We start from the raw sequence: 22,998 nt of genomic DNA on the forward strand, positions 1-22,998 counted from the left end.
CCGTGAACCCATCCCTCACCCGCCGCGGACTCCTCGGCCTCGGCCTCGGCTCCGGCAGCGCCGTGCTGCTCGGCGCGTGCGGCGGCGACGGCCCGAACCCCGTCGTCGGCGGCGGCGGGCAGAACGCCCAGCCCGCCGCGACCACCTACACCGGCCCCGACGTCACGCTCGCCTTCTGGAACGGCTTCACCGGCGGTGACGGCCCGATCATGAAGTCGCTCGTGGACAAGTTCAACCAGGCCAACCAGAACATCAAGGTCTCGATGAACGTGTACGAGTGGGCCGACTACTACCAGAAAGTGCCGGCCGCCGTGTCCACCGGCAACGGCCCCGACCTGGGCATCATGCACGTCGACCAGCTCGCCACGAACGCCGCCCGGGGCGTGGTGCTGCCGCTGGACGACGTCGCCCAGTCGCTGCAGCTCGACGAGGCCGCGTTCTCGCCGCCCGTCTGGCGGGCCGGCGTCTACAACCAGAAGCGGTTCGGCATCCCGCTGGACGTCCACTCGCTCGGCATGTTCTACAACAAGAAGGTCCTCGAGCAGGCGGGCCTCGACCCGGACAAGCCGCCCACCAACAACGACGAGTACATGTCGGCGCTGGAGACCCTGAAGGGCAAGGGCATCCAGGGCCACTGGGCCACGCCGTTCCCGTTCACCGGCAGCCACCAGTTCATGTCGCTGGTCTGGCAGTTCGGCGGGCAGATCTTCGACGAGCAGGGCACCAAGGCCACGTTCGCGGAGCAGCCCGGCCAGCAGGCGATGACGTGGCTGGTCGACCTCATCCAGAAGGGCTACAGCCCGCGCAACGTCGCCCAGGACGCCGACCTGCTCGCCCTGCAGAACGGCAAGGCCGCGTTCAACTGGAACGGCATCTGGACGATCAACACGCTGCGCCAGGCCGAGGGCCTGGAGTGGGGCGTCGCGCCGCTGCCGCAGATCGGCACCCAGCCCGCCGTGTGGGCCAGCTCCCACAACTTCGTCCAGTTCAAGCAGCGCAGCCAGGACCAGAACAAGCTGACCGCCGGCAAGGTCTTCATCAACTACATCAGCCAGCAGTCGCTCGAGTGGGCCAAGGGCGGCCAGGTCCCGGCCCGCCGCGACATCCGCGAGAGCCAGGGCTTCAAGGACCTGATCGAGCAGGCGTCGATCGGCACGCAGATCGACAACGTGCACTTCCTGCCGTCGGTGCCCGGCATCGGGGACGTCATGGCCGCGCTCGACACCGCGGTCAACGAGGCGATCCTGCTGCGCAAGCCGCCGGCCCAGGCGCTGGCCGACGGCGCCAACAAGGCCAACCAGCTGCTCGAGCAGAACGCCAAGAAGTACGGGGGCTGACCGCCATGGTCGAGCAGACCGTCCGCCCCGCGACCCGCCCCGTGCCGCCGGTGACCCCGGCGCCCGCCGCGCCGCGGCGGCGCGGGCCCGGGGCGGCGCCGTGGCTGTTCCTCGCGCCCTACCTCGTCCTGTTCACCACGTTCACGCTCGTGCCGGCGGTCTACGGCCTGTGGATCAGCCTGCACGAGTGGGACTACCTGCTGCCGGGCAAGCCGTTCGTCGGGGTCGACAACTACGGCGCACTGCTGGACAGCGGATCGGCCGTCTACGAGTCGTTCTGGCAGTCGATGCAGGCCACCGGCATCTTCACGGTGTTCACCGTGCCGCTGCTGGTGGCGCTGCCGCTGGGCGTCGCGCTGATCCTCAACCGGGCGTTCCCGGGCCGCACCTTCTTCCGGGCCGTCTACTTCGCCCCGTACGTGCTCAGCGTCGCCGTCGTCGGCCTGCTCTGGCGGTTCGTCCTCGACCCCAACCTCGGCGTCGTCAACGCCGGCCTCGGCGCGATCGGCCTGCCCGGCGACACCCCGTGGACGACCGGCCTGCCGTGGGCGTGGATCTCGCTGGTCGGGGTCACGGTGTGGTGGACGCTCGGCTTCAACGCCGTCATCTACCTCGCCGGCCTCCAGGACATCCCGCGCGAGCTGTACGAGGCGGCCAGCATCGACGGCGGCGGCAAGTGGGCGGCGTTCCGGCACGTGACCCTGCCCGGGCTGCGGCCGGTGCTGCTGTTCATCGTCATCAACACGGTGCTCGCCTCGGCGAACATGTTCGGCCAGGCGTACCTGATCACCCAGGGCGCGCCCGGCCAGGAGACCCGCACGGCGATCATGTACATCGCCGAGGAGGGGCTGCGCAACTACCGGATGGGCAGCGCCGCCGCGATGAGCTACGTGCTCACGCTCGCCCTGCTGATCATCAGCCTGATCGTGTTCCGCCTCTTCCGCGAGAAGGACCCGTCATGAGCAAGGTCAAGGGCATCGCCTGGTACACCATGCTCGGCGGGCTGAGCCTCATCTTCATCGCCCCGCTGGTGTGGATGCTGCTCACGTCGTTCAAGACCACCAGCGAGGCGACCCGCGTGCCGCCGACGATCCTGCCGGGCGACCCGACCACGGCCGGCTACGCCGAGCTGTTCGGCGGCAGCTCGCAGACGCCGGTGCTGCGCTGGTTCCTCAACAGCATGCTCGCCGCCACCGGGCAGGCCGTGCTGGTGCTGATCGTGGCCTCGATGGCCGCGTACGCGCTGGCCCGCTTCGACTTCCGGGGCAAGAACGTCATCTTCGGCGCGATCATCGCCACGCTGTTCGTGCCGATCTTCACGCTGATCATCCCCAACTTCCTCATCGTCGACCGGCTCGGCTGGCTCGACACGCTCTGGGCGCTGATCGTGCCCGGGGCGGCCAGCGCGTTCGGCGTCTTCTTCCTGCGCCAGTTCTTCTCCCAGCTGCCCCGCGAGCTGGAGGAGGCGGCGCTGCTGGAGGGCGCCAACGCCTGGCAGATCTTCGTCAAGGTGATCCTGCCGCTGTCCAAGCCGGCCCTGGCCACGCTGGCCACGATCAGCTTCCTGACCAACTGGAACGACTTCATCTGGCCGGTGTACGTCCTGTTCAGCCCGGAGAACTTCACGCTGCCGCCGGGCCTGGGCACGCTGCAGGGCGCGTACGGCGTGAACTACCCGGTGCTGATGGCGGGCGCCGCGCTCGCCAGCATCCCGGCGCTGCTGCTGTTCATCGTCACGCAGCGGTACATCATCGAGGGCGTCTCGCGCTCCGGCCTGAAGGGCTGAGGCGATGCGACGCCTGCTGGCGGCGCTGGTCGCGGCGTTGATCCCGCTGGTTCCGACGGCGGCGGCGGCCCACCCGGTGCGGCTGCCGGACAACCCGGTGTCGCGGTCGTTCGCCGACACGTTCGCCGACCCGGTGATCGTGCGCGGCGACGACGGCGCGTACTACGCCTACGGCACCACCGACCCGCTGCGCGAGGGCGAGCGGGTGTTCCACCGCATCCCCATGGCCCGCTCGACCGACCTGCGCACCTGGCGGTACGTGGGCGACGCGTTCGCCCCGGGGCAGCGCCCGGCGTTCGCCGACCCGGACACCGCGTACTGGGCGCCGGACGTGCGGCGCCACGGCGGCCGCTGGCTCATGTACGTCACCGTCACCGAGACGACGGTGGCCGAGGGCGCCTCGGCGATCGGGGTGGCGACCGCGCCGTCGCCGACCGGCCCGTGGACCTTCGTGGACACCCCGGTCGTGGCGCCCCGGGCCGCGCCCGGCGGCGGCTGGTGGTGGACGTTCGACCCCGCCCAGCTCACCGCCGCCGACGGGCGCCGGTACCTGTACTACGGCTCGTACTTCGGCGGCGTCTGGGTCAGCGAGCTGACCGCCGACGGGCTGCGGATCACCGGCACGCCCACCCGGGTCGCGATCGACAACAAGTTCGAGGGCGCGTACGTGGTGCGCAGGCACGGCTGGTACTACCTGTTCGCGTCGTCGGCGAACTGCTGCGCCGGGCCGACCACCGGCTACTCCGTCTCGGTGGGCCGGTCCCGCGACCCGCGCGGGCCGTTCCGCGACCGCGACGGGCTGCGGCTCGACGTGTCCCGCGCCGGCGGCACCCCGGTCATCGCGCCGAACGGCAACCGCTGGGTCGGCACCGGCCACAACGGCCTGATCACCGACCGGCGGGGCCAGGACTGGTTCGTCTACCACGCCATCGACCGGGCCGACCCGTACCTGGACGAGCCGTTCGGCATCAACGAGCGCCCGATGCTGCTCGATCGCCTCGACTGGGTCGGCGGCTGGCCGACGGTGAACCGCGGCGCGTGGGCGTCCGACGGCCGCGACACCCCGCCGGGCCGCGAACCGCGGGCCGGGCGGCTGCTGCACCGGCACTCCGACGAGTTCCGCGGCGGCGCCCTCGGCGCGGCGTGGCAGTTCGTGCGCCCCGACCCGGCGGCGACCGTGCGCGGGGGAGCGCTGCGCTGGCCCGTCCAGGCCGCCGACCTGACCGGGCCCGGCGGCACGGCCGGCGTGCTGCTGCGCGACGCCCCGCGCGGCGCCTGGATCGCCGAGACGAAGGTGACCCTCGACCTGGGCGAGGACACCGTGCGCAACTTCCAGCAGGCCGGGATCGTGGCGTACCGCTCGGACGACGAGTTCGCCCGGCTGTCCAGCGTGGCCATCTGGAACACCCGGCAGGCCGAGTTCGGCCTGGAGATCCCGTACGCCGGGCGCACCTCGTACGGCGGCACGATCGTCGGCACCCCGGGCGTCACCACGTGGCTGCGGCTCGCCCACCGGTTCGACGCGGTCCACGGCGAGCACGAGTACCGCGCCGGCGTCAGCCGCGACGGCCGGCGCTGGACGTGGGGCGGCACGTGGACGCTGCCCGCGGGCGCGGCGGCACCCCGGATCGGCCTGGTCGCCCACGGCGGCGCCGCGCCGCCCGTCACCGCCTCCTTCGACCACCTGCGCTTCTACGAGCGCCGGTGGTGAGGCGCCCGGCCGCGGCGGTCCTGCTGCTCGCCCTCGCGGGCTGCGGGACCGCCGATCCGGCACCGCCCGCCCCCTCCGCCCCGGCCGTGTCCGGCCCGTCGTTCACCAACCCGGTGCACGCCGACAACTTCCCCGACCCGGGCGCCCTGCTCGCCGACGGCACCTGGTACGCGTACGGCACGAACACCGGCACCGCGAACGTGCCGGTGCTGACGTCGACCGACCTGGTGCGCTGGGCACCCGCCCCGGACGCGCTGCCCGAGCTGGGCGCGTGGGCGTCGCGCGGCAACACCTGGGCGCCCGAGGCCACCCGCACCGCCGCCGGCCGGCACGTCCTCTACTACACGGCCCGCTCCACGGCCACCGGCCGCCAGTGCATCGGCGCGGCCGTCGCCGCCAAGCCGGGCGGGCCGTACACCGACAGCGCCCGCGAGCCGCTGGTGTGCCAGGCCGGCGAGGGCGGCTCGATCGACGCCAGCCCGTACACCGACGCCGACGGCGGCCTCTGGCTGCTGTGGAAGAACGACGGCAACGCGGTGGGGGAGCCGACGTACCTGTACTCGCAGCGGCTGTCCGCCGACGGCCTCACCGTGACCGGGAAGCCGGCCCGCCTGTCCCGCAACGACGCGGCGTGGGAGGCGCACGTCGTGGAGGCGCCGCAGCTGGTGCGCCGCGACGGCCGCCTCTACCTGTTCTACTCGGCGAACGCCTTCGACAGCGACGCCTACGCCGTCGGCTACGCCACCTGCGACACCCCGCGCGGCCCGTGCGCCGACGCGCCGGAGAACCCGGTGCTGCGCTCGTCGCCGGTGGCCGAGGGCCCGGGCCACAGCTACCTGGTCACCGAGGCCGACGGCACGACGTGGCTGCTGTACCACGCGTGGGCGCCGGGCGCGGTGGGCAGCGTGACCCCGGGCCGCCAGCTCTGGCTGGACCGCGTCGACTGGACGGACGGCCGCCCGGTCGTCCGCGGCCCGACGGCCGACCCCCAGCCGGCCCCCTGACCGCGCGGTCACTCCAGGCGCGTCGCGCCCGGGCCGGGGGTGGCCACGAAGTGGTCCGGGGCGGCGAAGCCGCGGTCGGCGAACGCGCGCCGGACGGCGTCCGCCACGGTCTCCGCCGCGTCGGCGTCGACCAGGGCGATGACGCAGCCGCCGAAGCCGCCGCCGGTCATCCGGGCGCCGTACGCGCCGGCCGTCAGGGCCGTCTCGACGGCCGTGTCGACCTCGGGCACGGTGATGGCGAAGTCGTCGCGCATGGAGGCGTGCGACGCGGTCAGCAGGGGGCCGATCTCGCGGACCCGGCCGCCGCGCAGCAGCTCGACGGTGTCGAGCACCCGCTGGTTCTCGGTGACGACGTGGCGCACCCGGCGGCGGGTGACGTCGTCGTCGAGGGCGGCCAGGGCGGCGTCCAGGTCGGTGACGTCGCGCAGGGCGGTCAGGCCGAGGGCCGCGGCGGCCGCCTCGCAGGTGCTGCGCCGGTTCGCGTACTCGCCGTCGACGAGCTTGTGCGGGGCGTTGGAGTCGACGACCAGCACGGCGAGGCCGTCGCGGGCGACGTCGAACGGGATGTGCTCGACGTCGAGGGTGCGGCAGTCGAGGAACAGGGCGTGTCCCGCCCGGCTGCGGACGGACGCCGACTGGTCCATGATCCCGCAGGGCACGCCGACGTAGGCGTTCTCGGCGCGCTGCGCCACCGCGGGCCGGCGGTCCACCGGCAGGTCGAGCCCGCCGAGGTCCACCAGGGCGGTGAGCACGGACGACTCCAGCGCGGCGGACGACGACAGGCCGGCGCCGACGGGCACGTCCGAGCCGAGGGCGAGCCGGGCGGGCGGCGGGTCGAAGCCGGCGTCGCGCAGCGCCCACACCACCCCGGCGACGTAGCCGGCCCAGCCGGGCACCGCGCCGGGCTCGGCGGCCTCGGCGGCGCCGAAGTGGACGGGGGAGCCGTCGTCGGAGACGACCGTCCAGCCGTCGCCCTCGTGCGGGGCGGCGGCGGCCACGGTGGTGTGCGGGAGCGCGAACGGCAGCACGTACCCGTCGTTGTAGTCGGTGTGCTCACCGATGAGGTTGACGCGGCCCGGCGCGGCCCACAGGCCGGCCGGGTCGGCGTCGTAGGCGGCGCGGAAGCGCTGCCGGGCGCGGACGGAGGGGGCGTCCGGCATGGGTCAGGCCACGTGCGAGCGGTAGAAGGCCCAGGCGTCGCCGATCATGTCGGCCAGGGTGGCCTTCTGCGGCACCCAGCCCAGCTCGTCGCGGGCGCGCTGCGACGACGCCACCAGGATGGCGGGGTCGCCGTCGCGGCGCGGGGCGACCTCGACGGGCAGCTCGGCGCCGGTGACCTCGCGGGCGGCGTCGACGATCTCCCGGTTGGAGAAGCCGGTGCCGTTGCCCAGGTTGAAGATCTTGTGCTCGCCGGGCACGGCGGCGTCGAGGGCGAGCAGGTGGGCCCGCGCCAGGTCCTCGACGTGGATGTAGTCGCGCACGCAGGTGCCGTCGGGCGTGGGGTAGTCGTCGCCGAACAGCTGGAGCTTGTCGCGCTTGCCCGCGGCCACCTGCAGGGCGATCGGGATGATGTGGGTCTCCGGGTCGTGCCGCTCGCCGATCGCGACGCCGTCGCGCAGGTAGGCGCCCGCCACGTTGAAGTAGCGCAGCGACACCGCGCCGAGCCGGTGCGCGAAGGTCTCGCTGGTCAGCGCCATGTCGAAGGCGAGCTTGGTGGCGCCGTAGGTGTTGGTGGGCTGCTTCGCCGCGTCCTCGGGGATGGGCACCTCGGCGGGGTTGCCGTAGACGGCGGCGGTGGAGGAGAAGATGAACTTGCGCACGCCGGCGGCGCGGGCGGCCTCGAGCAGCCGCAGCGAGCCGACGACGTTGACCTCCCAGTACTTCTCCGGCTTGACCATCGACTCGCCGGCCTGGATGAGGCTGGCGAAGTGCAGCACGCCGTCGAACCCGGCCTCCGGCGTGAGCACGGTGGCGGCCTCGTGGATGGGCGCGTTGACGTGGGTGGCTTCGGGCGCGAGTGCGACCGCGTGCCCGGTGCGCAGGTCGTCGAGGACGACGACCTCGTGGCCGGCGTCGAGCAGCAACCTGGTGACGACGCTGCCGATGTAGCCGGCGCCCCCGGTGACGAGCAGTTTCACGGCTGGGCCTCTCCTGCTGGGGATGTTCGCTTGACCTATTTTCGCACACGAGTCAACACGACCGAACAACACGACGGGACTCCCGGGTCCAGCTTGCCGCAAATCGGCAACCGCCGGGGCATGTCGCCACACGGGCAGGTGTCCTGACAGAATGGCCGCCATGTCCCACCCCGTCGCCCGCCCGCCGCGCGTGCTCTCCGGCATCCAGCCGACCGCCGACTCGTTCCACCTCGGCAACTACCTCGGCGCGGTGCGCAACTGGGTCGCCATGCAGGACGACGTCGACGCGTTCTACTGCGTCGTCGACCTGCACGCCATCACCGCCGGCCACGAGCCGGCCGAGCTGCGCCGGCGCACCCGCGTGTCGGCCGCCCAGCTGCTCGCCCTCGGCCTCGACCCCGAGCGGTGCACGCTGTTCGTCCAGTCGCAGGTGCCCGAGCACGCCCAGCTCGCCTGGGTGCTCAGCTGCATCACCGGCTTCGGCGAGGCCAGCCGCATGGTGCAGTTCAAGGACAAGTCGCAGAAGCAGGGTGCCGACCGGTCCAGCGTCGGGCTGTTCACCTACCCGATCCTGCAGGCCGCCGACATCCTGCTCTACCAGGCCGACCAGGTGCCCGTCGGCGAGGACCAGCGCCAGCACCTCGAGCTGACCCGCGACCTGGCCCAGCGGTTCAACAACACGTTCGGCCCCGCGTTCACCGTGCCGGCGCCGTACATCGTCAAGGACACCGCGAAGATCACCGACCTGCAGGACCCGACGGCCAAGATGAGCAAGTCGTCGTCCTCGCCGGCCGGCATCATCGACCTGCTCGACGAGCCGGCCAGGAGCGCCAAGAAGATCCGCTCCGCCGTCACCGACGCGGGCCGCGAGATCCTCTTCGACACCGAGAACAAGCCCGGCGTCAGCAACCTGCTCACGATCTACGCGGCGCTGTCCGGCCACACCATCGACGAGCTGCTGGAGCAGTACGACGGCAAGGGCTACGGCGACCTGAAGAAGGACCTCGCCGAGGTCGTCACCGCGTTCGTCACGCCGATCCGGGAGCGCACCCGGCTCTACCTCGACGACCCGGCCCAGCTCGACAAGATGCTCGCGGTGGGCGCCGACAAGGCCCGCGCGGTGGCGGCGCAGACCCTCGCGCAGGCGTACGACCGGGTCGGCTTCCTGCCGCCGGCCCGCACGGCGTGACGGTGGACCGCCCCCCGCCGGCGGCGGGCCTCACCCGCATCGGTCTGGCCGTCGACATCCCCGAGCCGTGGGGCTCGCAGCTCACCGCGCGGCGCGCGGCGGCCGGCGACCCCCAGGGCGCGTACGTGCCCGCGCACATCACGTTCCTCGGCCCCACCGACGTGCCCACCGACGCGCTGCCGCGCATCGAGAAGCACCTGGCCCGCGTCGCGGCCGCGCACCCGCCGTTCACCGTGCGGCTGCGCGGCACCGGCACGTTCCGGCCGATCACCGAGGTGGTGTTCGTGACCATCGCGCAGGGCGTGGCCGAGTGCGAGCTGCTCGCCGCCGCCATCCGCAGCGCCGACGGGCTCGACGCGCCCACCCGGTTCCCGTACCACCCGCACGTCACCGTCGCCCAGGACGTGGAGCCCGCGGCGCTCGACGCGGTCTTCGCCGACCTGGCCGGCTTCGAGGCCGAGTTCGAGGTGGCCGGCTTCACGCTGTTCGCGCACGGCGGCGGTGAGGGCCCCTGGCGCCCGCAGCCGCGGCGCGACTACCTGCTCGGCGCCTGAGATGACCAACCCGCTCGACCGGCTCGAGGCGGGAGCGCTGCGGCTCATCCGGGCCGGCCGGCGGCGCAGCCGCGTCTTCGACCACTTCTGCTGCGCCTACCTGCGCTACGACTCCGTGCTCGGCGGGCGGCTCGCCGCGGCCATCGCGTACTACGGCTTCTTCGCCGTGTTCGCGCTCATCCTCATCGCGTACTGGATCTTCGGCCAGGTGCTGCGCGGCAACGACGCCCTGGACAACCTGGTCGGCGAGTTCCTCCAGGCCAACCTGCCGTTCGTCGACACGAACGCCATCCAGGCCAGCGGCCGCACCGTCGGCATCGTCGGCCTGCTCGGCCTGACGTTCACCGGGATCGGCTGGATCGAGGCGATCCGCTCGTCGCAGCGGCACATCTGGCAGCTCGACCAGCAGCCCGGCGACTTCCTCGTCCGGTTCGCGGTCGACCTGCTGGTGATGATCGGCGTGCTGCTGCTGGTGTTCGTCTCGTTCGGGGCGGCGTACGCGCTGGAGTCGCTGATCGGCTGGCTGTCCGGCGACCGGGTGCCGTTCGTGCTGGACGCGGTCAGCTGGGTGCTGACGGTGCTGGTCAACATGCTGCTCGCCGCCGCGCTGCTGATGGCCGTGCCGCGGCTGCGGATGACGGTGCGCCGCCTGGCGCCGTCAGTGATCATGGTCGGCGTCGGCATCACGCTGCTCAACACCGTCGGCCGCTTCTTCGTCGGCATCATCCAGCGCAACCCGGCGTACGGCCTGGTCGTCAGCGCCGTCGGCCTACTCGTCTACCTGTACGTGTTCAACCAGCTGCTGCTGTTCGGCGCGGCCTGGGCGGCGACCAGCCCGCACGGCTACGTCAGCGACTACTCCGGCGACCGGATGATCCCGCCGATGCTGCCCGAGCCCTCGAAGGGCGGGCGGGACCCCGAAAGCCCGGTGCCGGACGACTAGAGCGGACATCATGGCAGGGTGGGCGCACTCGTGACGCTGGACCTGCCGGCCGACTCCCCGATCCGGGAGCTGCCGTGGATCATCACCATCGGACCCCTCGGCGACGAGGACGAGTGGGACCCCGTCGTCTGCGGCCCGTACGAGCGCCCGCACGCGCTCGCGCTGGCCCAGGCCGTCGTCGCCGACGAGGACCTGATGGCGGTCGTGGAGCCGCTGCTGCCGCTGGCGGACGTGGAGGCGGTGCGGGCCGAGGTCGACCGGGCAAGGGCGGCCGCCCCGCACGACCTGGACGGCGCGGCCGACGACGGCGACGACTGGGACGACGACGGCAGCGAGCCGGACCCCCACCGGGTGCCGCCGATCGTGCCGCCGTCCGAGGAGGAGATCCGGGCCGGTTTCGCCCGCATCGCCGCGACCCTCACGCGGGGCGGCTGAGCAGGGTCCGCACCCCGGCGACGTAGGTCTCCAGGTCGGGGGTGCCCGTCAGGGTGCGCTGCAGCGCGTAGCCCGGCACGAGGCTGAGCAGCGCGGCGGCGGTGGCGCCCGGGTCGGTGCCGGGCGGCAGCTCACCGGTGGCGACCGCCCGTTCGGCCAGGGCGTGCAGGCGGCCGCGCAGCGTCGCGTACCGCTGGGCGATGATCTCGCCCAGCGCCGGGTTGGTGACCGACTCGCCCCAGACCTGCAGCGCGATGGGGAACATGCCGTCCGGCCCGAGCTGCTTGTCGACCGTCCGCAGCACGTGCTCGATCGCCTCGGCCAGGGTCGGCGGCTGCCGCGCGGCGTCGAGGGCGAGCGCGGCGTCGAGCGAGCCCACCACCTCGTCGGCGATGGCCGAGACGATGTCCTCCTTGCTGCGGAAGTAGCGGTACACCGCGCCGACGGACAGGCCGGCCTCGCGGACCAGGTCCTGCATCGACGTGGCGTGCAGGCCCTTGGCGAGGAAGCAGCGCCGGGCGGCGTCGAGGATCTGGCGGCGGCGGGCGGCGAGGTGCTCGTCGGAGACGCGGGGCATGCGTCACATCATAAAACGAACGTTCGTTCTTGACACGCGGCAGGGCAGAGGCGCACTCTCGATTCATCAAAGAGAACGAGCGTTCGTTTTAGGAGATCCCGATGAAGCGCTCCCTGCTGATCGCCGCCGCGGCGGTCGCCCTCCTCGCCCTCCTCGTCCCGCTGTACGCGGGCCCGGCCACCGCCCTGGCACCGCGCGACCTGCCGATCGTCGTCGCCGGGCCCGCCCCCGCCGCCGGCGCGCTCGCCGCCCGGCTCCCCGCCGACTTCGCCCCCACCGTCGTCGCCGACGCGGCCGCCGCCGACCGGGCCCTGCGCGACCGCGAGGCGTACGGCGCCGTCGTCCTCACCCCGGCCGGGCCGGTGCTGCACGTCGCGTCCGCCGCCGGCCCCGCCGTCGCCGCCGCCCTCACCCAGGCCGCCCCCCGCCTCGGCATCACCGCGCCCGTCGTCGACGTCGTCCCCACCTCGCCCGACGACCCGCGCGGTGCCGGCTTCGCCGCCGGCCTCCTGCCGCTCGCCATGGCCGCCATGGCCGCCGGCGTCCTGCTCGCCCTCGCCGCCGGCACCCGCGGCGCCCGCCTCGCCGGCCTCGCCGCGTTCACCACCCTCGCCGGTCTCGTCGGGGCCGCCGTGCTGGACCTGTGGCTCGGCGTCGCGCCCGGCGGCTACTGGGCCGTCGCCGCCGCCGTCGGCCTGGTCACCGGCGCGATCGCCGCCACCGTCGCCGGCCTGGGCGCCGTCCTCGGCCGGGCCGGCGTCGCCCTCGGCGCGGTGGTCGTCTTCCTCGTCGGCAACGCGCTGTCCGCCGTCGCCTCCGCCCCCGAACTGCTGCCCCAGCCGTGGGGCGAGGTGGGCCAGTGGCTGCCCGTCGGCGCCGGCGCCACCCTGCTGCGCTCCGTGGCGTACTTCGACGGCGCCGGCGCCGGGCAGGCCGCCTGGACCCTGGCGGCGTACCTGGTGATCGGCGCCGCCCTGGCCGCCGCGGCCCGCACCCCGCGGCCCGCCCGCACCGCCGCCGCGCCGGACCGGGAGCTCGTCACCGCCTGACCGGCCGCCGGGCACCACCCGCCATACTCGGCGGGTGGTGCTCTCGCGTCGGTGGTCGGTGTTCCTCGTGCTCGTCGGGGTGTGGACGTGGGTGATCTGGCCGCGCTTCGCCGTGGCCATCTGGAACGACGACCGCTCGTTCGCGGCCGGCGGTGCGCCGACGTCGTTCCTGTGGGTGCACGCGCTGCTGATCGCGGCGTCGCTGGTCGTCGGGACCACGACGGGGGTGCTCGGCGTCCGCGGCTGGCGGGCGGCGCGTCGTAACGCAGGGTGATGAATCCCGCTGATCGCCGGTTATATTAAATGATCCTTACAATAATTGACCGGTCGCTGGCGGGTCCGTTGACTGAGGGCGCCTCGTCCCCTCCGGTGCGGGCTGCGCACGGAAAGGCGACCATGAAGAAGCGCATTGTGGCGGCCCTCGGCACGACCGCCGTGGCGGTGACCGGCGCCGCCGTCGCCGTCATCCCGATGACGACCTCGAACGCCGCCGCGGCCTGTGCCGCCGCGTACAGCGACGCCGCCGTCTACACCGGCGGCGCCGTCGTCTCGCACCGGGGCCGGAACTGGGCCGCGAAGTGGTGGACCCAGCACGAGGTCCCGAGCACCGGCGGCTCCGGCGTCTGGCGGGACAACGGCGTCTGCGGCGACGGCCCCACGCCCCCGCCGACCACCGCGCCGATCACCGGCCCCGGGGCCAACCCGCCCGGCGGCGCCGGGGTGCTGTTCACCGACCGGTTCGACTCCTTCGACCGTGCCGTCTGGCAGTGCGAGTACACCTGCCCGACCACCGACGACGGCAAGGCCCGCTTCGCGCTGCGCTCCGGCATCGCCCCGGACGCCGTCGGCACCTGGACCAAGGCGCGCTACAAGCCGGCCCGGTTCACCTCCGGCAGGTTCACCGTCCGCTTCGCCCTCACCGACCGCCCGGCCGGGAAGGTGTGGTGGGGCGTCGCCCTGTGGGACGACGGGCCCACCGCCGACATGAAGCAGTTCAACGAGATCAACTTCGGCTACACCACCAGCCAGAGCTTCACGAACACCCAGCTGCTGTTCGAGAGCGCCAAGCGCGGCAAGTACCAGTCGATCAAGGTCGACACCGGCGTCGACCTGTACGACGGGCAGTGGCACACCGCCACCCTGGAGTACGACGCCCGGCGGGTCGCGTTCCACCTCGACGGCCGGCTGCTCAAGACGATCACCGACGCCTCCGTGATCCCCACCGACCCGATGGACCTGATCCTCGGCCCGCGCATCGTCAAGGACGGCGGCGCCCCGCTGAACCGCGGCTTCACCCAGTCGATCGACTGGGTCGAGATCGCCCGCTGACCCCCGTGTACTGCGCGGCCGGCGGGTGACGCCGGGCCGCGCAGTTACACGCGGGTAACGGTGCGCCAACAGTCCGGCTCGAAAGAGAGCGACTGAGCAGGCCCGGGGTTACAGTCCGCCGAGGGACGCGCCGCCAACAGGCAGCGCGCCGTGGGAAGGAGACGGGTTTGCGTCCTGTTCGTGGGAAGCGGATCTTTGCGGCGCTCGCGGCCGGCGGGTTGACCCTCGCCGCGGCCGCGTGCGGTGAGGCACCGGCCGAGAACACCGGCAGCAACGGCGGCGCGAGTGCCGCCCCGACATACAGCGCGTGCATGGTGACCGACGTCGGCGGCATCGACGACCGGTCGTTCAACGCGTCCGCGTGGGCCGGCCTGCAGGCCGCCAAGGCCGCGGCGCCGAACATCGACGCGAAGAACACCTCGTCGACGGCGGAGGCCGACTACGAGCCGAACCTGCGGGCGTACGTCACGCAGAAGTGCAACTTCATCCTCGCGGTCGGCGGCCTGATGGGCACGGCCACCGGCAAGATCGCGAAGGAGAGCCCCGACCAGCAGTTCGCGATCGTGGACGCCGCGGTCCCGGACGCGAGCAACGTGTTCCCGATGCAGTTCGCCACCGAGCAGGCCGCGTTCCTCGCCGGCTACCTCGCGGCGGGCTACTCGAAGACCGGCAAGGTCGGCACGTTCGGCGGCCTGAAGATCCCGCCGGTGACCGTCTTCATGGACGGCTTCGCGGACGGTGTGGCCCACTTCAACAAGGTCAAGAGCAAGAACGTCCAGGTCGTCGGCTGGAACAAGCAGGCGCAGAACGGCACGTTCGCGGAGAGCTTCACCGCGCAGGACAAGGGCAAGTCGATCACCGACACCCTGGTCGCGCAGGGCGCCGACGTGATCATGCCGGTCGCCGGCGGCACCGGCCTCGGCGCGGCGGACGTCGCGAAGGGCTCGGCCGGCAAGGTCGCCGTGATCTGGGTCGACACCGACGGCTGCAAGAGCGCCGAGCAGTACTGCGACACCTTCCTCACCACGGTGGTCAAGAACATCACCGGCGCGGTGGAGGAGGCGGCCACCAAGGGCGCCAAGGGCGAGCCGCTGACGGCGACCCCCGGCTACCTGGGCACCCTGGAGAACGAGGGCGTCTCGCTGGCGCCGTACAACCAGTTCGACAGCAAGGTCGACCCGGCCCTCAAGGCCGAGGTCGACAAGCTGAAGGCGGACGTCATCGCGGGCACCGTCACGGTGACCTCGGCGAACTCGCCCAAGAAGTAACGCGCACCATCTCCGGCCGCCGCGCGGCCGCGGACACCCCTCCGCGGCCGCGCGGCGGTCGCATGGCCCCTCACACCCCGGAGGCCCCCCGGTGAGACTCGAGCTGCGTGGCATCACCAAGCGGTTCGGTGACCTCGTCGCCAACGACCACATCGACCTGACCGTCGAGCCCGGCGAGATCCACGCGCTGCTCGGCGAGAACGGCGCCGGCAAGTCGACGCTGATGAACGTCCTGTACGGGCTGCTCCAGCCCGATGAGGGCGAGATCCTGGTCGACGGCGAGGTGCGGCCCATCCGCAGCCCGCGCGACGCGATCGCCGCCGGCATCGGCATGGTGCACCAGCACTTCATGCTCGTGCCGGTGTTCACGGTCGCCGAGAACATCGCGCTGGGCGCGGAGGAGACCCGCGGCGGCCCGCTGGGCTGGCTGGACCGCCGCCGCTCGCGGCGCGCGCTGGTCGACGTCTCGCAGCGCTACAACCTGCCGGTCGACCCCGACGCGGTGGTGGAGAACCTGCCGGTCGGCGTGCAGCAGCGCGTCGAGATCGTCAAGGCGCTCACCCGCGAGGTCGACCTGCTGATCCTCGACGAGCCGACCGCGGTGCTGACGCCGCAGGAGACCGACGAGCTGCTCGCCGTGATGCGGGCGCTCAAGGAGTCCGGCAAGTCGATCGTGTTCATCACGCACAAGCTCAAAGAGGTCAAGGCGATCGCCGACCGGATCACCGTGATCCGGCGCGGCCGCACGGTCGGCACGGCCAGCCCGGACGCGGCGGAGGACGAGCTGGCGTCGCTGATGGTGGGCCGGCACGTCAGCCTGGAGGTCACCAAGGACCCCGCCGACCCGGGCGCCCCGATCCTGCAGATCGCCGACCTGGTCGTGGACGACGACCGCGGCGTGCGCGCCGTCGACGGCGTCGACCTGGTGGTGCGCTCCGGCGAGGTGCTCGGCGTGGCCGGGGTGCAGGGCAACGGGCAGACCGAACTGGTCGAGGCGATCATGGGCCTGCGCGAGGTGCGGGCCGGCACGATCACCCTCGACGGCGTCCCGCTGGCCGGGCGCACCACGAAGCAGGTGCTGCGCGCCGGCGTCGGCTACGTCCCGGAGGACCGCAGCGTCGACGGCGTCGTGAAGGAGTTCACGGTCGCCGAGAACCTGGTGCTGGACATCTACGACCGCGAGCCGTTCGGCAACGCGTTCAGCCTGCGGCCGGAGAAGATCGCGGCGTCCGCGCGCGAGCGCATCGAGCAGTTCGACGTGCGCACCCCGTCGCCCGACGCGGCCGTCGGCACGCTGTCCGGCGGCAACCAGCAGAAGGTGGTCGTGGCGCGGGAGATGTCCCGGCCGCTGAAGCTGTTCATCGCGGCGCAGCCGACCCGCGGCGTGGACGTCGGCTCGATCGAGTTCATCCACAGCCGGATCGTGCACGAGCGTGACATCGGCACCGCCGTCCTGCTGGTCTCCAGCGAGCTGGACGAGGTGCTGGGCCTCGCCGACCGCATCGCGGTGATGTACCGGGGGCGCATCCTCGGCATCGTCTCGCCGGACACCCCGCGCGAGCAGATCGGCCTGCTGATGGCCGGCATCACCGAGCAGGAGCAGGAGGACGCCCGGTGACGACCGTCGAGAAGCCGCCGGCGGAGGCCAAGCCGGAGAAGACCGAGGACGGGTTCCTCCAGCACTTCCTGCACAACCTGTGGGCCGCGAACACCGTCGTCGTCACCCTGCTGTCGGTGCTGCTCGCGATGGTGATCGGCGCGGTGCTGATCATCGTGTCGGACGAGGAGGTCCGGGCCACCTGGACCTACCTGTTCGCCCGGCCCGGCGACGCGCTGCAGGCCAGCTGGACGGTCGTCACCGACGCGTACGCCGAGCTGTTCAAGGGGTCGGTCTTCGACCCGGTGGCGGTGGCCGACTGGACGTCGGGCGCGGGCACCTGGCAGGCGGTGTTCACGCCGATCTCCGAGACGCTGACCTACACCGCCCCGATCGTCTTCACCGGCCTGGCGGTGGCGCTGGCGTTCCGCGGCGGCCTGTTCAACATCGGCGCGCAGGGCCAGGCGGTGCTGGGCACGATGATCGCCGCGATGGCCGGCTTCCTGCTGCCGCTGCCGCCGGTGCTGCACCTGCTCGTGGCGCTGCTGGCGGGCGCGCTGGGCGGCGCGGTGTGGGGCTTCGTGCCCGGCATCCTCAAGGCCCGCACCGGCGCGCACGAGGTCATCACCACGATCATGCTGAACTACACGGCCGGGCTGCTGCTGGTGTGGCTCATCCACCAGAACGGCATCCAGGACCCGGACCGCACCGACGCGATCAGCAAGACCGTCGAGTCGTCGGCGCAGCTGCCCGCGTACGGCGGGGCGCTGCGGGTGCACCTCGGCATCGTGCTCGCCGTGCTGGCGACCGCCGGGGTGGCGTGGCTGCTCAACCGCTCGACGTTCGGCTTCGAGCTGCGCGCGGTCGGCGCCAACCCCGACGCCGCCCGCACCGCCGGCATCAGCGTGGCGAAGACGTACACGCTGCTCATGGTCATCGCGGGGGCGCTGTCCGGGCTGGGCGGCGCCACCCAGGTGCTCGGCGTCGCGCACACGCTGACCCCGGCGGTGGCCGGCAACATCGGCTTCGACGGCCTGCTGGTGGCGCTGCTCGGCCGGACGAGACCCTGGGGCGTGCTGCTGGCGGCGTTGCTGTTCGGCGCGCTGCGCGCCGGCGGCAACCGGATGCAGACCGCGGCCGGCATCTCGCTGGAACTGGTCACGGTGCTGCAGGCCCTGATCGTCGTGTTCATCGCCGCGCCGGCGCTGGTGAAGGCGCTGTTCCGGCTGCGCGCCGCCCGCGCCGCGCGGCTGTCGACCAGCGTGGCGAAGGGGTGGTGACGCGATGACGACCGCGACCGTGGACGAGGCCCCCGTGGCCGTCGTGCCCGACCGGTTCTGGGACCGCCACCGCCGCCTCGGCGCCGCCGTCGCCGCCCTCGGGCTGCTCGCGGCGGTGCTGTTCGGGGGGCTCGCGCCCGCCGAGCCGGCCCGGTTCACCCTGAGCGAGAACGCCGAGGGCGCCGCGTGGGAGATCGACGGGCGGTTCGGCGCCATCCTGTTCGGCGTGCTGGCGCTCGCGGCCGGCGCCGCCCTGCTGGCCGGGGTGGCGCGGCGGTTCTCGACGCTGCTGCTCGCCGCCGGCATCGGCTGCTTCGTGCTGTCGTTCCTGTGCTGGCAGGTCGCCGGGGCGTTCATGCCGCTGGTCGACACGGCCAGCGGCTCGCTGGCCCTGGCGCTGCCGCTGATCCTGGGCGCCACCGCCGGCGTGCTCGGCGAGCGGTCCGGCGTCGTCAACGTCGCCATCGAGGGCCAGTTCCTGATGGGGGCGTTCTTCGCCGCCATGGTGGGCACGCTGGCCACCAGCGTCTGGGCGGGCCTGCTCAGCGCCGCGGTCGGCGGCGTCATCATCGCGGGCATGCTGGCGGTGCTGGCGATCCGGTTCCTGGTCGACCAGGTCGTCGTCGGCATCGTGCTCAACCTGTTCGCGGCGGGCGTCACCGGCTTCCTGTACGAGCGACTCATGCAGCAGGACCAGCAGACCTACAACCAGCCGCCGCGGCTGCCGACCTGGCGCATCCCCGGCCTGGCCGACATCCCGGTGATCGGCCCGGTGCTGTTCGACGCCAGCGCGCTGGTCTACATCGCGCTGGCCGCCGTCGTCATCGTGCACGTGGCGCTGCTGCGCACCCGGTGGGGCCTGCGCACCCGCGCGGTCGGCGAGCACCCCACCGCCGCCGACACCGTCGGCATCCGGGTGCGCGGGCTGCGCTACACCAACGTGCTCATCGGCGGGCTGGTGGCCGGGCTCGGCGGCGCGTTCTTCACGCTGGTCGCCACGGGCAGCTTCACCAAGAACATGACGTCCGGCGCGGGCTTCATCGCCCTCGCGGCGCTCATCTTCGGCCGGTGGACGCCGTTCGGGGCGCTCGGCGCGGCGCTGTTCTTCGGCTTCGCCCAGAAGCTGGCCACGTACCTCAGCGCCATCGGCAGCTCGGTGCCCAGCGAGTTCCTCAACATGCTGCCGTACCTCGCGACGCTGGTGGCGGTGGCGGGCCTGGTCGGCCGGGTGCGGGCGCCCGCGGCGGACGGAAAGCCGTACGTGAAGGCCTGACCCGGGTGGCGTCGGGCAGAATTGCGGCATGCAGATCGACTGGGCCCGGCTCCGCGAGGCCGCGATCGACGCGATGCGCCACGCGTACGCGCCGTACTCCGACTTCCCCGTCGGCGCCGCGGCGCTGGTGGACGACGGCCGCCTGGTGGTGGGCTGCAACGTGGAGAACGCCGGTTACGGCGTGACGCTGTGCGCCGAGTGCGGCGTCGTCTCGTCGCTGCACGCCACCGGCGGCGGCCGCATCGTGGCGCTGTCGTGCGTCGACGCGCGCGGCGAGCCGCTGATGCCGTGCGGCCGGTGCCGCCAGCTGCTGTGGGAGCACGGCGGCCCCGACTGCCTGATCGAGGCGGTGCCGCGCCCGCTGCGCATGGAGGAGCTGCTGCCGCACGCGTTCGGCCGCGAGGACCTGGCCGAGGTGGCGAACGCCGGCCCGTCCACCGCGCCCGAGGTGCCCACCCGGCTGGCCCGGTGGCGCGGCCGCGGCACGGTGTTCGTGCACCCGGACATCCAGGGCGGCAACCAGGTGTGGACCGGCTACTGGGAGCGCGCGGCCGGCACGACCGGCCCGGAGGCGGGCGAGGAGGTCGGCATCCTGGAGGAGGGGCCGATCTGGGCGTCGGCCGCCGAGGCGGTGGCGTGGGGGCGGGTGCGCACTCCGCGGGTCGTGGTCGTCGACCGCGACGGCGTCCTGTCGTGGGCGGGCGAGGGCGAGACCCCCGAGGGCATCGGCGCCCGGTGGACGCCGTGAACGTCATCGACGTGATCTTGACCAAGCGGGACCGCGGGGTGCTCAGCGACGCGCAGATCGACTGGGTCGTCGACGCGTACACCCGGGGCGAGGTCGCCGACGAGCAGATGTCGGCGCTGGCCATGGCGATCCTGCTCAACGGCATGACGGCGGGCGAGATCGCCCGCTGGACGGCCGCGATGATCGCCAGCGGCGAGCGGCTCGACCTGTCGTCCGTGCCGCGCCCGACGGTCGACAAGCACTCCACCGGCGGCGTCGGCGACAAGATCACGCTGCCGCTCACGCCGCTGGTGGCGGCGTGCGGCGCGGCCGTGCCGCAGCTGTCCGGCCGCGGGCTCGGCCACACCGGCGGCACGCTCGACAAGCTGGAGTCGATCCCCGGCTGGCGGGCGCAGCTGAGCAACGCCGAGTTCACGGCGCAGCTGCGCGACGTGGGCGCGGTCGTCTGCGCCGCCGGCGAGGGCCTGGCCCCCGCCGACCGCAAGCTGTACGCCCTGCGCGACGTCACCGGCACCGTCGAGGCCATCCCGCTGATCGCCAGCTCGATCATGAGCAAGAAGATCGCGGAGGGCACCGGCGCGCTCGTCCTCGACGTCAAGGTGGGCACGGGCGCGTTCATGAAGGACATCGACCGCGCCCGCGAGCTGGCCCGCACCATGGTCGAGCTGGGCGGCGCGCACGGCGTGCGCACCGTCGCGCTGCTCACCGACATGAACACCCCGCTCGGGTACGCCGTCGGCAACGCCATGGAGGTCACCGAGTCGGTCGAGGTGCTGGCCGGCGGCGGCCCGGCCGACGTGGTCGAGCTGACGCTGGCCCTGGCCCGGGAGATGCTCGACGCGGCGGGCCTGCCGGACGCCGACCCGGCCGCGGTGCTGGCGGGCGGCCAGGCGATGGACGCGTGGCGGGCGATGATCGCCGCGCAGGGCGGCGACCCGGACGCGCCGATGCCCGCGGCGCGGGAGACCGAGCTGGTGCGGGCCGAGGCCGACGGTGTGGTGACCGCGGTGGACGCGTACGCGATCGGGGTGGCCGCCTGGCGGCTCGGCGCCGGCCGGGCCCGCAAGGAGGACCCGGTGAGCGCCGCCGCGGGGGTGTTCCTGCACCGGCGTCCCGGCGACCCGGTGCGCGCCGGCGACGTGCTGTACGAGCTGCGCGCCGACGACCCGGCCCGGATCCCGGCGGCCCGCGAGACGGCGGCCGGCGCGGTGACCGTCGGCGCGGCCGCCCCGGCCCCGGCCCCGCTGCTGCTCGACCGGGTGGGCTGACCGCCGCGATGACGATGGCCGCTCCCGACCCCCGCGGGGTGCGCGACGCCAGCCTGGACGAGCTGGAACGGCTCGGGCTGCCCCTGCCCCCGCCGCAGTTCCCGCTGGTCTGGGAGCCCGGCGACACCGTCGAGCTGCGCGGCACCCGCGACATCGAGGCGCGGACCGCCGTGCTGCACGTGGTGGTGGCGCGCTGCTTCGGCATGCCGACCGACCTGGCGATGCAGTGGCTGCTCGCCTCCCACCTGGTCGACCAGGTGACGCCGCCGGAGTGGCAGTTCGTGATGGGCGGCAGCGGCGACCACCGCTCGTTCGTGCTGCACCACGACGCCGTGTTCGCGCTGGCCTGGGTGCTGGGCCTGAGCAAGCACCTGGACCCGACGTCGGCGCCGGAGCAGCGGCTGATGCGCCAGATGCCGGACCTGCCGGCGGGGGAGACGTTCGACGTGTGGCGGGCGCGGGCGCTGGTGGCCCCGCGCGACGCGGTCGAGGTGGCCGCGCTGCTCGACCTCTACTACTGCCTCGACTGGGCGTTCATGGCGGCGGAGAAGGACGGGCTGCCGCTGCCGGGCGAGGTGGACGGCAACGCGATCGGCCAGCGCCGGTGGGCCCTGGAGTGGGCGGTGGTGTTCCGCGGGCCGTACCACGAACCGCCCCCGGGCTGGGAGGAGATCGACCTGTCGGTCTAGGCCCAGACCGTCAGGTCGACCGCGGCCGTCACCGTCGCGGGCGCGGTCTCGCCCGCGAACGTGCGGGCGCTCGGCGTCATGCCGATCAGCGTGCGCACCTCCGCCCCGCTCAGGGTGAGCGTGCGCCGCAGCGTCGTGCGGCCCGCCTCGGTGAAGCGGCCGCCGAGGCTGTCGCGTACCCGGCCGGGTTTGTCCTTCTCGACTGTGAGCAGGCCGTGCGCCGCGACCAGCTCGCCCAGGTGGTCCGCGGCCGGGGTGACGACGAGCAGCACGCCGCCGGGGCGCAGGACCCGGCGGAACTCGGCGGCGTTGCGCGGCGCGAACACGTCCAGGACGACGGCGGCGGCGCCGTCGGCGACCGGCAGCGGCGCCCACAGGTCGGCGCAGGCCGCGCCGGCGCGCGGGTGGGCGCGGGCGGCCCGGCGCAGCGCGGGCTTGGACACGTCCAGGCCGAGGCCGGTCGCGGCGGGCGCGGCGTCGAGGACGGCGGCCAGGTAGTGCCCGGTGCCGGTGCCCGCGTCGAGCACGAGCCCGTCGGCGTCGGCGTCGGTGACGGCGTCGGCCAGCGCCCGCGCCACGAAGTCGTAGTGGCCGGCCGCCAGGAACGCCGCCCGGTCGGCGATCATCTCCGCCGTGTCGCCGGTGTGCGGGCTGCGGCCGGTGAGCAGGTTGACGTAGCCCTGCCGGGCGACGTCGAAGGAGTGGCCGCCGGCGCAGCGCAGGGCGCCGCCGTGGTCGTCGAGGGTGCCGCGGCAGACCGGGCAGCGCAGCGCCGCCACGATGGTGTCGAGCATCCGCCTACCGCCTCCCGTGCCGCCCATAC

23 protein-coding genes are annotated in these 22,998 nt (G+C 73.5%); 19 read left to right on the forward strand and 4 right to left on the reverse strand.

Annotated features, from left to right (window positions below; all coding sequences use genetic code 11):
- Positions 1 to 2 precede the first annotated feature (2 nt).
- The 5 genes from Sya03_RS00830 to Sya03_RS00850 are packed head-to-tail and all read left to right on the forward strand — an operon-like array spanning position 3 to position 5,838.
- The gene (locus Sya03_RS00830) at positions 3 to 1,337 is read left to right on the forward strand and encodes an ABC transporter substrate-binding protein (protein ID WP_203936136.1); all 1,335 of its coding nucleotides are present in this window, start codon (positions 3 to 5) and stop codon (positions 1,335 to 1,337) included.
- Positions 1,338 to 1,342: 5 nt separating this feature from the next.
- Positions 1,343 to 2,299 carry a carbohydrate ABC transporter permease gene (locus Sya03_RS00835; protein WP_203936137.1) on the forward strand — a complete coding sequence of 319 codons (957 nt, stop codon included), beginning with the start codon at positions 1,343 to 1,345 and terminating at the stop codon, positions 2,297 to 2,299.
- Positions 2,296 to 3,123: a carbohydrate ABC transporter permease gene (locus Sya03_RS00840; RefSeq protein ID WP_203936138.1), complete on the forward strand. Its 828-nt coding sequence runs from the start codon at positions 2,296 to 2,298 to the stop codon at positions 3,121 to 3,123. The genes Sya03_RS00835 and Sya03_RS00840 overlap by 4 nt, the downstream gene beginning before the upstream one ends.
- A gap of 4 nt (positions 3,124 to 3,127) precedes the next feature.
- Positions 3,128 to 4,834 (forward strand): glycoside hydrolase family 43 protein, encoded by a 1,707-nt coding sequence (locus tag Sya03_RS00845; protein WP_203936139.1) that lies wholly within the window; start codon positions 3,128 to 3,130, stop codon positions 4,832 to 4,834.
- Entirely contained in the window at positions 4,828 to 5,838 is a 1,011-nt protein-coding gene (locus Sya03_RS00850) for a glycoside hydrolase family 43 protein (protein WP_203936140.1), read from the forward strand. The genes Sya03_RS00845 and Sya03_RS00850 overlap by 7 nt, the downstream gene beginning before the upstream one ends.
- Before the next feature lie 8 nt (positions 5,839 to 5,846).
- Here the strand turns inward: Sya03_RS00850 and galK are convergent, their stop codons facing one another.
- Together galK and galE are read right to left on the reverse strand one after the other, a co-directional pair.
- Entirely contained in the window at positions 5,847 to 6,998 is a 1,152-nt protein-coding gene (gene galK / locus Sya03_RS00855) for a galactokinase (RefSeq protein ID WP_203936141.1), read from the reverse strand.
- Between the two features lie 3 nt (positions 6,999 to 7,001).
- Positions 7,002 to 7,976, reverse strand: a complete 975-nt coding sequence (galE, locus tag Sya03_RS00860) for a UDP-glucose 4-epimerase GalE (protein ID WP_239107028.1) — start codon at positions 7,974 to 7,976, stop codon at positions 7,002 to 7,004.
- 151 nt (positions 7,977 to 8,127) lie between these two features.
- On the opposite strand from galE, the gene trpS reads away from it, so the two are divergent.
- The 4 genes from trpS to Sya03_RS00880 are packed head-to-tail and all read left to right on the forward strand — an operon-like array spanning position 8,128 to position 11,097.
- Positions 8,128 to 9,165 carry a tryptophan--tRNA ligase gene (trpS, locus tag Sya03_RS00865; RefSeq protein ID WP_370871905.1) on the forward strand — a complete coding sequence of 346 codons (1,038 nt, stop codon included), beginning with the start codon at positions 8,128 to 8,130 and terminating at the stop codon, positions 9,163 to 9,165.
- Complete coding sequence (locus Sya03_RS00870) at positions 9,162 to 9,719, forward strand: 2'-5' RNA ligase family protein (RefSeq protein WP_203936144.1); 558 nt, start codon at positions 9,162 to 9,164, stop codon at positions 9,717 to 9,719. The genes trpS and Sya03_RS00870 overlap by 4 nt, the downstream gene beginning before the upstream one ends.
- Position 9,720: 1 nt before the next feature.
- On the forward strand, positions 9,721 to 10,662 hold the full coding sequence (locus Sya03_RS00875; protein ID WP_203936145.1) for a YihY/virulence factor BrkB family protein: 942 nt from the start codon (positions 9,721 to 9,723) through the stop codon (positions 10,660 to 10,662).
- A gap of 18 nt (positions 10,663 to 10,680) precedes the next feature.
- On the forward strand, positions 10,681 to 11,097 hold the full coding sequence (locus tag Sya03_RS00880) for a hypothetical protein (RefSeq protein ID WP_203936146.1): 417 nt from the start codon (positions 10,681 to 10,683) through the stop codon (positions 11,095 to 11,097).
- Here Sya03_RS00880 and Sya03_RS00885 read toward each other — a convergent pair.
- Positions 11,081 to 11,674 (reverse strand): TetR/AcrR family transcriptional regulator, encoded by a 594-nt coding sequence (locus Sya03_RS00885; RefSeq protein WP_203936147.1) that lies wholly within the window; start codon positions 11,672 to 11,674, stop codon positions 11,081 to 11,083. The two genes, Sya03_RS00880 and Sya03_RS00885, sit on opposite strands and share 17 nt — an antisense overlap.
- Before the next feature lie 101 nt (positions 11,675 to 11,775).
- On the opposite strand from Sya03_RS00885, the gene Sya03_RS00890 reads away from it, so the two are divergent.
- The 10 genes from Sya03_RS00890 (at position 11,776) to Sya03_RS00935 (ending at position 22,175) form a co-directional block, all read left to right on the forward strand.
- On the forward strand, positions 11,776 to 12,723 hold the full coding sequence (locus Sya03_RS00890) for a hypothetical protein (protein ID WP_203936148.1): 948 nt from the start codon (positions 11,776 to 11,778) through the stop codon (positions 12,721 to 12,723).
- Between the two features lie 34 nt (positions 12,724 to 12,757).
- Positions 12,758 to 12,997, forward strand: coding sequence for an SCO4848 family membrane protein (locus Sya03_RS00895; protein ID WP_203936149.1), 240 nt, complete (start codon positions 12,758 to 12,760; stop codon positions 12,995 to 12,997).
- Positions 12,998 to 13,119: 122 nt separating this feature from the next.
- Complete coding sequence (locus tag Sya03_RS00900) at positions 13,120 to 14,052, forward strand: carbohydrate-binding protein (protein WP_203936150.1); 933 nt, start codon at positions 13,120 to 13,122, stop codon at positions 14,050 to 14,052.
- Between the two features lie 167 nt (positions 14,053 to 14,219).
- Positions 14,220 to 15,320 carry a BMP family lipoprotein gene (locus tag Sya03_RS00905; protein ID WP_203936151.1) on the forward strand — a complete coding sequence of 367 codons (1,101 nt, stop codon included), beginning with the start codon at positions 14,220 to 14,222 and terminating at the stop codon, positions 15,318 to 15,320.
- Between the two features lie 91 nt (positions 15,321 to 15,411).
- Entirely contained in the window at positions 15,412 to 16,938 is a 1,527-nt protein-coding gene (locus tag Sya03_RS00910; protein WP_203936152.1) for an ABC transporter ATP-binding protein, read from the forward strand.
- Entirely contained in the window at positions 16,935 to 18,197 is a 1,263-nt protein-coding gene (locus Sya03_RS00915) for an ABC transporter permease (protein WP_370871904.1), read from the forward strand. Before Sya03_RS00910 ends, Sya03_RS00915 begins: the two co-directional genes overlap by 4 nt.
- Before the next feature lie 4 nt (positions 18,198 to 18,201).
- Entirely contained in the window at positions 18,202 to 19,470 is a 1,269-nt protein-coding gene (locus Sya03_RS00920; protein WP_203936153.1) for an ABC transporter permease, read from the forward strand.
- Positions 19,471 to 19,498: 28 nt separating this feature from the next.
- Positions 19,499 to 20,218 carry a cytidine deaminase gene (locus tag Sya03_RS00925; RefSeq protein ID WP_203936154.1) on the forward strand — a complete coding sequence of 240 codons (720 nt, stop codon included), beginning with the start codon at positions 19,499 to 19,501 and terminating at the stop codon, positions 20,216 to 20,218.
- Positions 20,206 to 21,486 (forward strand): thymidine phosphorylase, encoded by a 1,281-nt coding sequence (locus Sya03_RS00930; RefSeq protein WP_203936155.1) that lies wholly within the window; start codon positions 20,206 to 20,208, stop codon positions 21,484 to 21,486. Before Sya03_RS00925 ends, Sya03_RS00930 begins: the two co-directional genes overlap by 13 nt.
- 8 nt (positions 21,487 to 21,494) lie before the next feature.
- The gene (locus Sya03_RS00935) at positions 21,495 to 22,175 is read left to right on the forward strand and encodes a DUF4272 domain-containing protein (RefSeq protein ID WP_203936156.1); all 681 of its coding nucleotides are present in this window, start codon (positions 21,495 to 21,497) and stop codon (positions 22,173 to 22,175) included.
- Here Sya03_RS00935 and Sya03_RS00940 read toward each other — a convergent pair.
- A complete protein-coding gene (locus Sya03_RS00940; protein ID WP_203936157.1) occupies positions 22,172 to 22,969 on the reverse strand; it encodes a putative RNA methyltransferase in 798 nt (265 codons plus the stop codon). The genes Sya03_RS00935 and Sya03_RS00940 overlap by 4 nt on opposite strands.
- Between the last annotated feature and the right edge of the window lie 29 nt (positions 22,970 to 22,998).

It is taken from the genome of Spirilliplanes yamanashiensis (genome assembly GCF_016863475.1).
Taxonomy (GTDB): domain Bacteria; phylum Actinomycetota; class Actinomycetes; order Mycobacteriales; family Micromonosporaceae; genus Spirilliplanes; species Spirilliplanes yamanashiensis.

Excerpts from the sequence above, each read along its gene's own strand:
- galK (WP_203936141.1), bottom strand. The coding sequence starts at position 6,998 with ATGCCGGACGCCCCCTCCGTCCGCGCCCGGCAGCGCTTCCGCGCCGCC.
- Sya03_RS00920 (WP_203936153.1), top strand. The coding sequence starts at position 18,202 with ATGACGACCGCGACCGTGGACGAGGCCCCCGTGGCCGTCGTGCCCGAC.
- Sya03_RS00940 (WP_203936157.1), bottom strand. The coding sequence starts at position 22,969 with ATGCTCGACACCATCGTGGCGGCGCTGCGCTGCCCGGTCTGCCGCGGC.
- Sya03_RS00935 (WP_203936156.1), top strand. The coding sequence starts at position 21,495 with ATGACGATGGCCGCTCCCGACCCCCGCGGGGTGCGCGACGCCAGCCTG.
- Sya03_RS00925 (WP_203936154.1), top strand. The coding sequence starts at position 19,499 with ATGCAGATCGACTGGGCCCGGCTCCGCGAGGCCGCGATCGACGCGATG.
- Sya03_RS00885 (WP_203936147.1), bottom strand. The coding sequence starts at position 11,674 with ATGCCCCGCGTCTCCGACGAGCACCTCGCCGCCCGCCGCCGCCAGATC.
- Sya03_RS00890 (WP_203936148.1), top strand. The coding sequence starts at position 11,776 with ATGAAGCGCTCCCTGCTGATCGCCGCCGCGGCGGTCGCCCTCCTCGCC.
- Sya03_RS00840 (WP_203936138.1), top strand. The coding sequence starts at position 2,296 with ATGAGCAAGGTCAAGGGCATCGCCTGGTACACCATGCTCGGCGGGCTG.
- Sya03_RS00900 (WP_203936150.1), top strand. The coding sequence starts at position 13,120 with ATGAAGAAGCGCATTGTGGCGGCCCTCGGCACGACCGCCGTGGCGGTG.
- Sya03_RS00875 (WP_203936145.1), top strand. The coding sequence starts at position 9,721 with ATGACCAACCCGCTCGACCGGCTCGAGGCGGGAGCGCTGCGGCTCATC.
- Sya03_RS00835 (WP_203936137.1), top strand. The coding sequence starts at position 1,343 with ATGGTCGAGCAGACCGTCCGCCCCGCGACCCGCCCCGTGCCGCCGGTG.
- Sya03_RS00845 (WP_203936139.1), top strand. The coding sequence starts at position 3,128 with ATGCGACGCCTGCTGGCGGCGCTGGTCGCGGCGTTGATCCCGCTGGTT.
- trpS (WP_370871905.1), top strand. The coding sequence starts at position 8,128 with ATGGCCGCCATGTCCCACCCCGTCGCCCGCCCGCCGCGCGTGCTCTCC.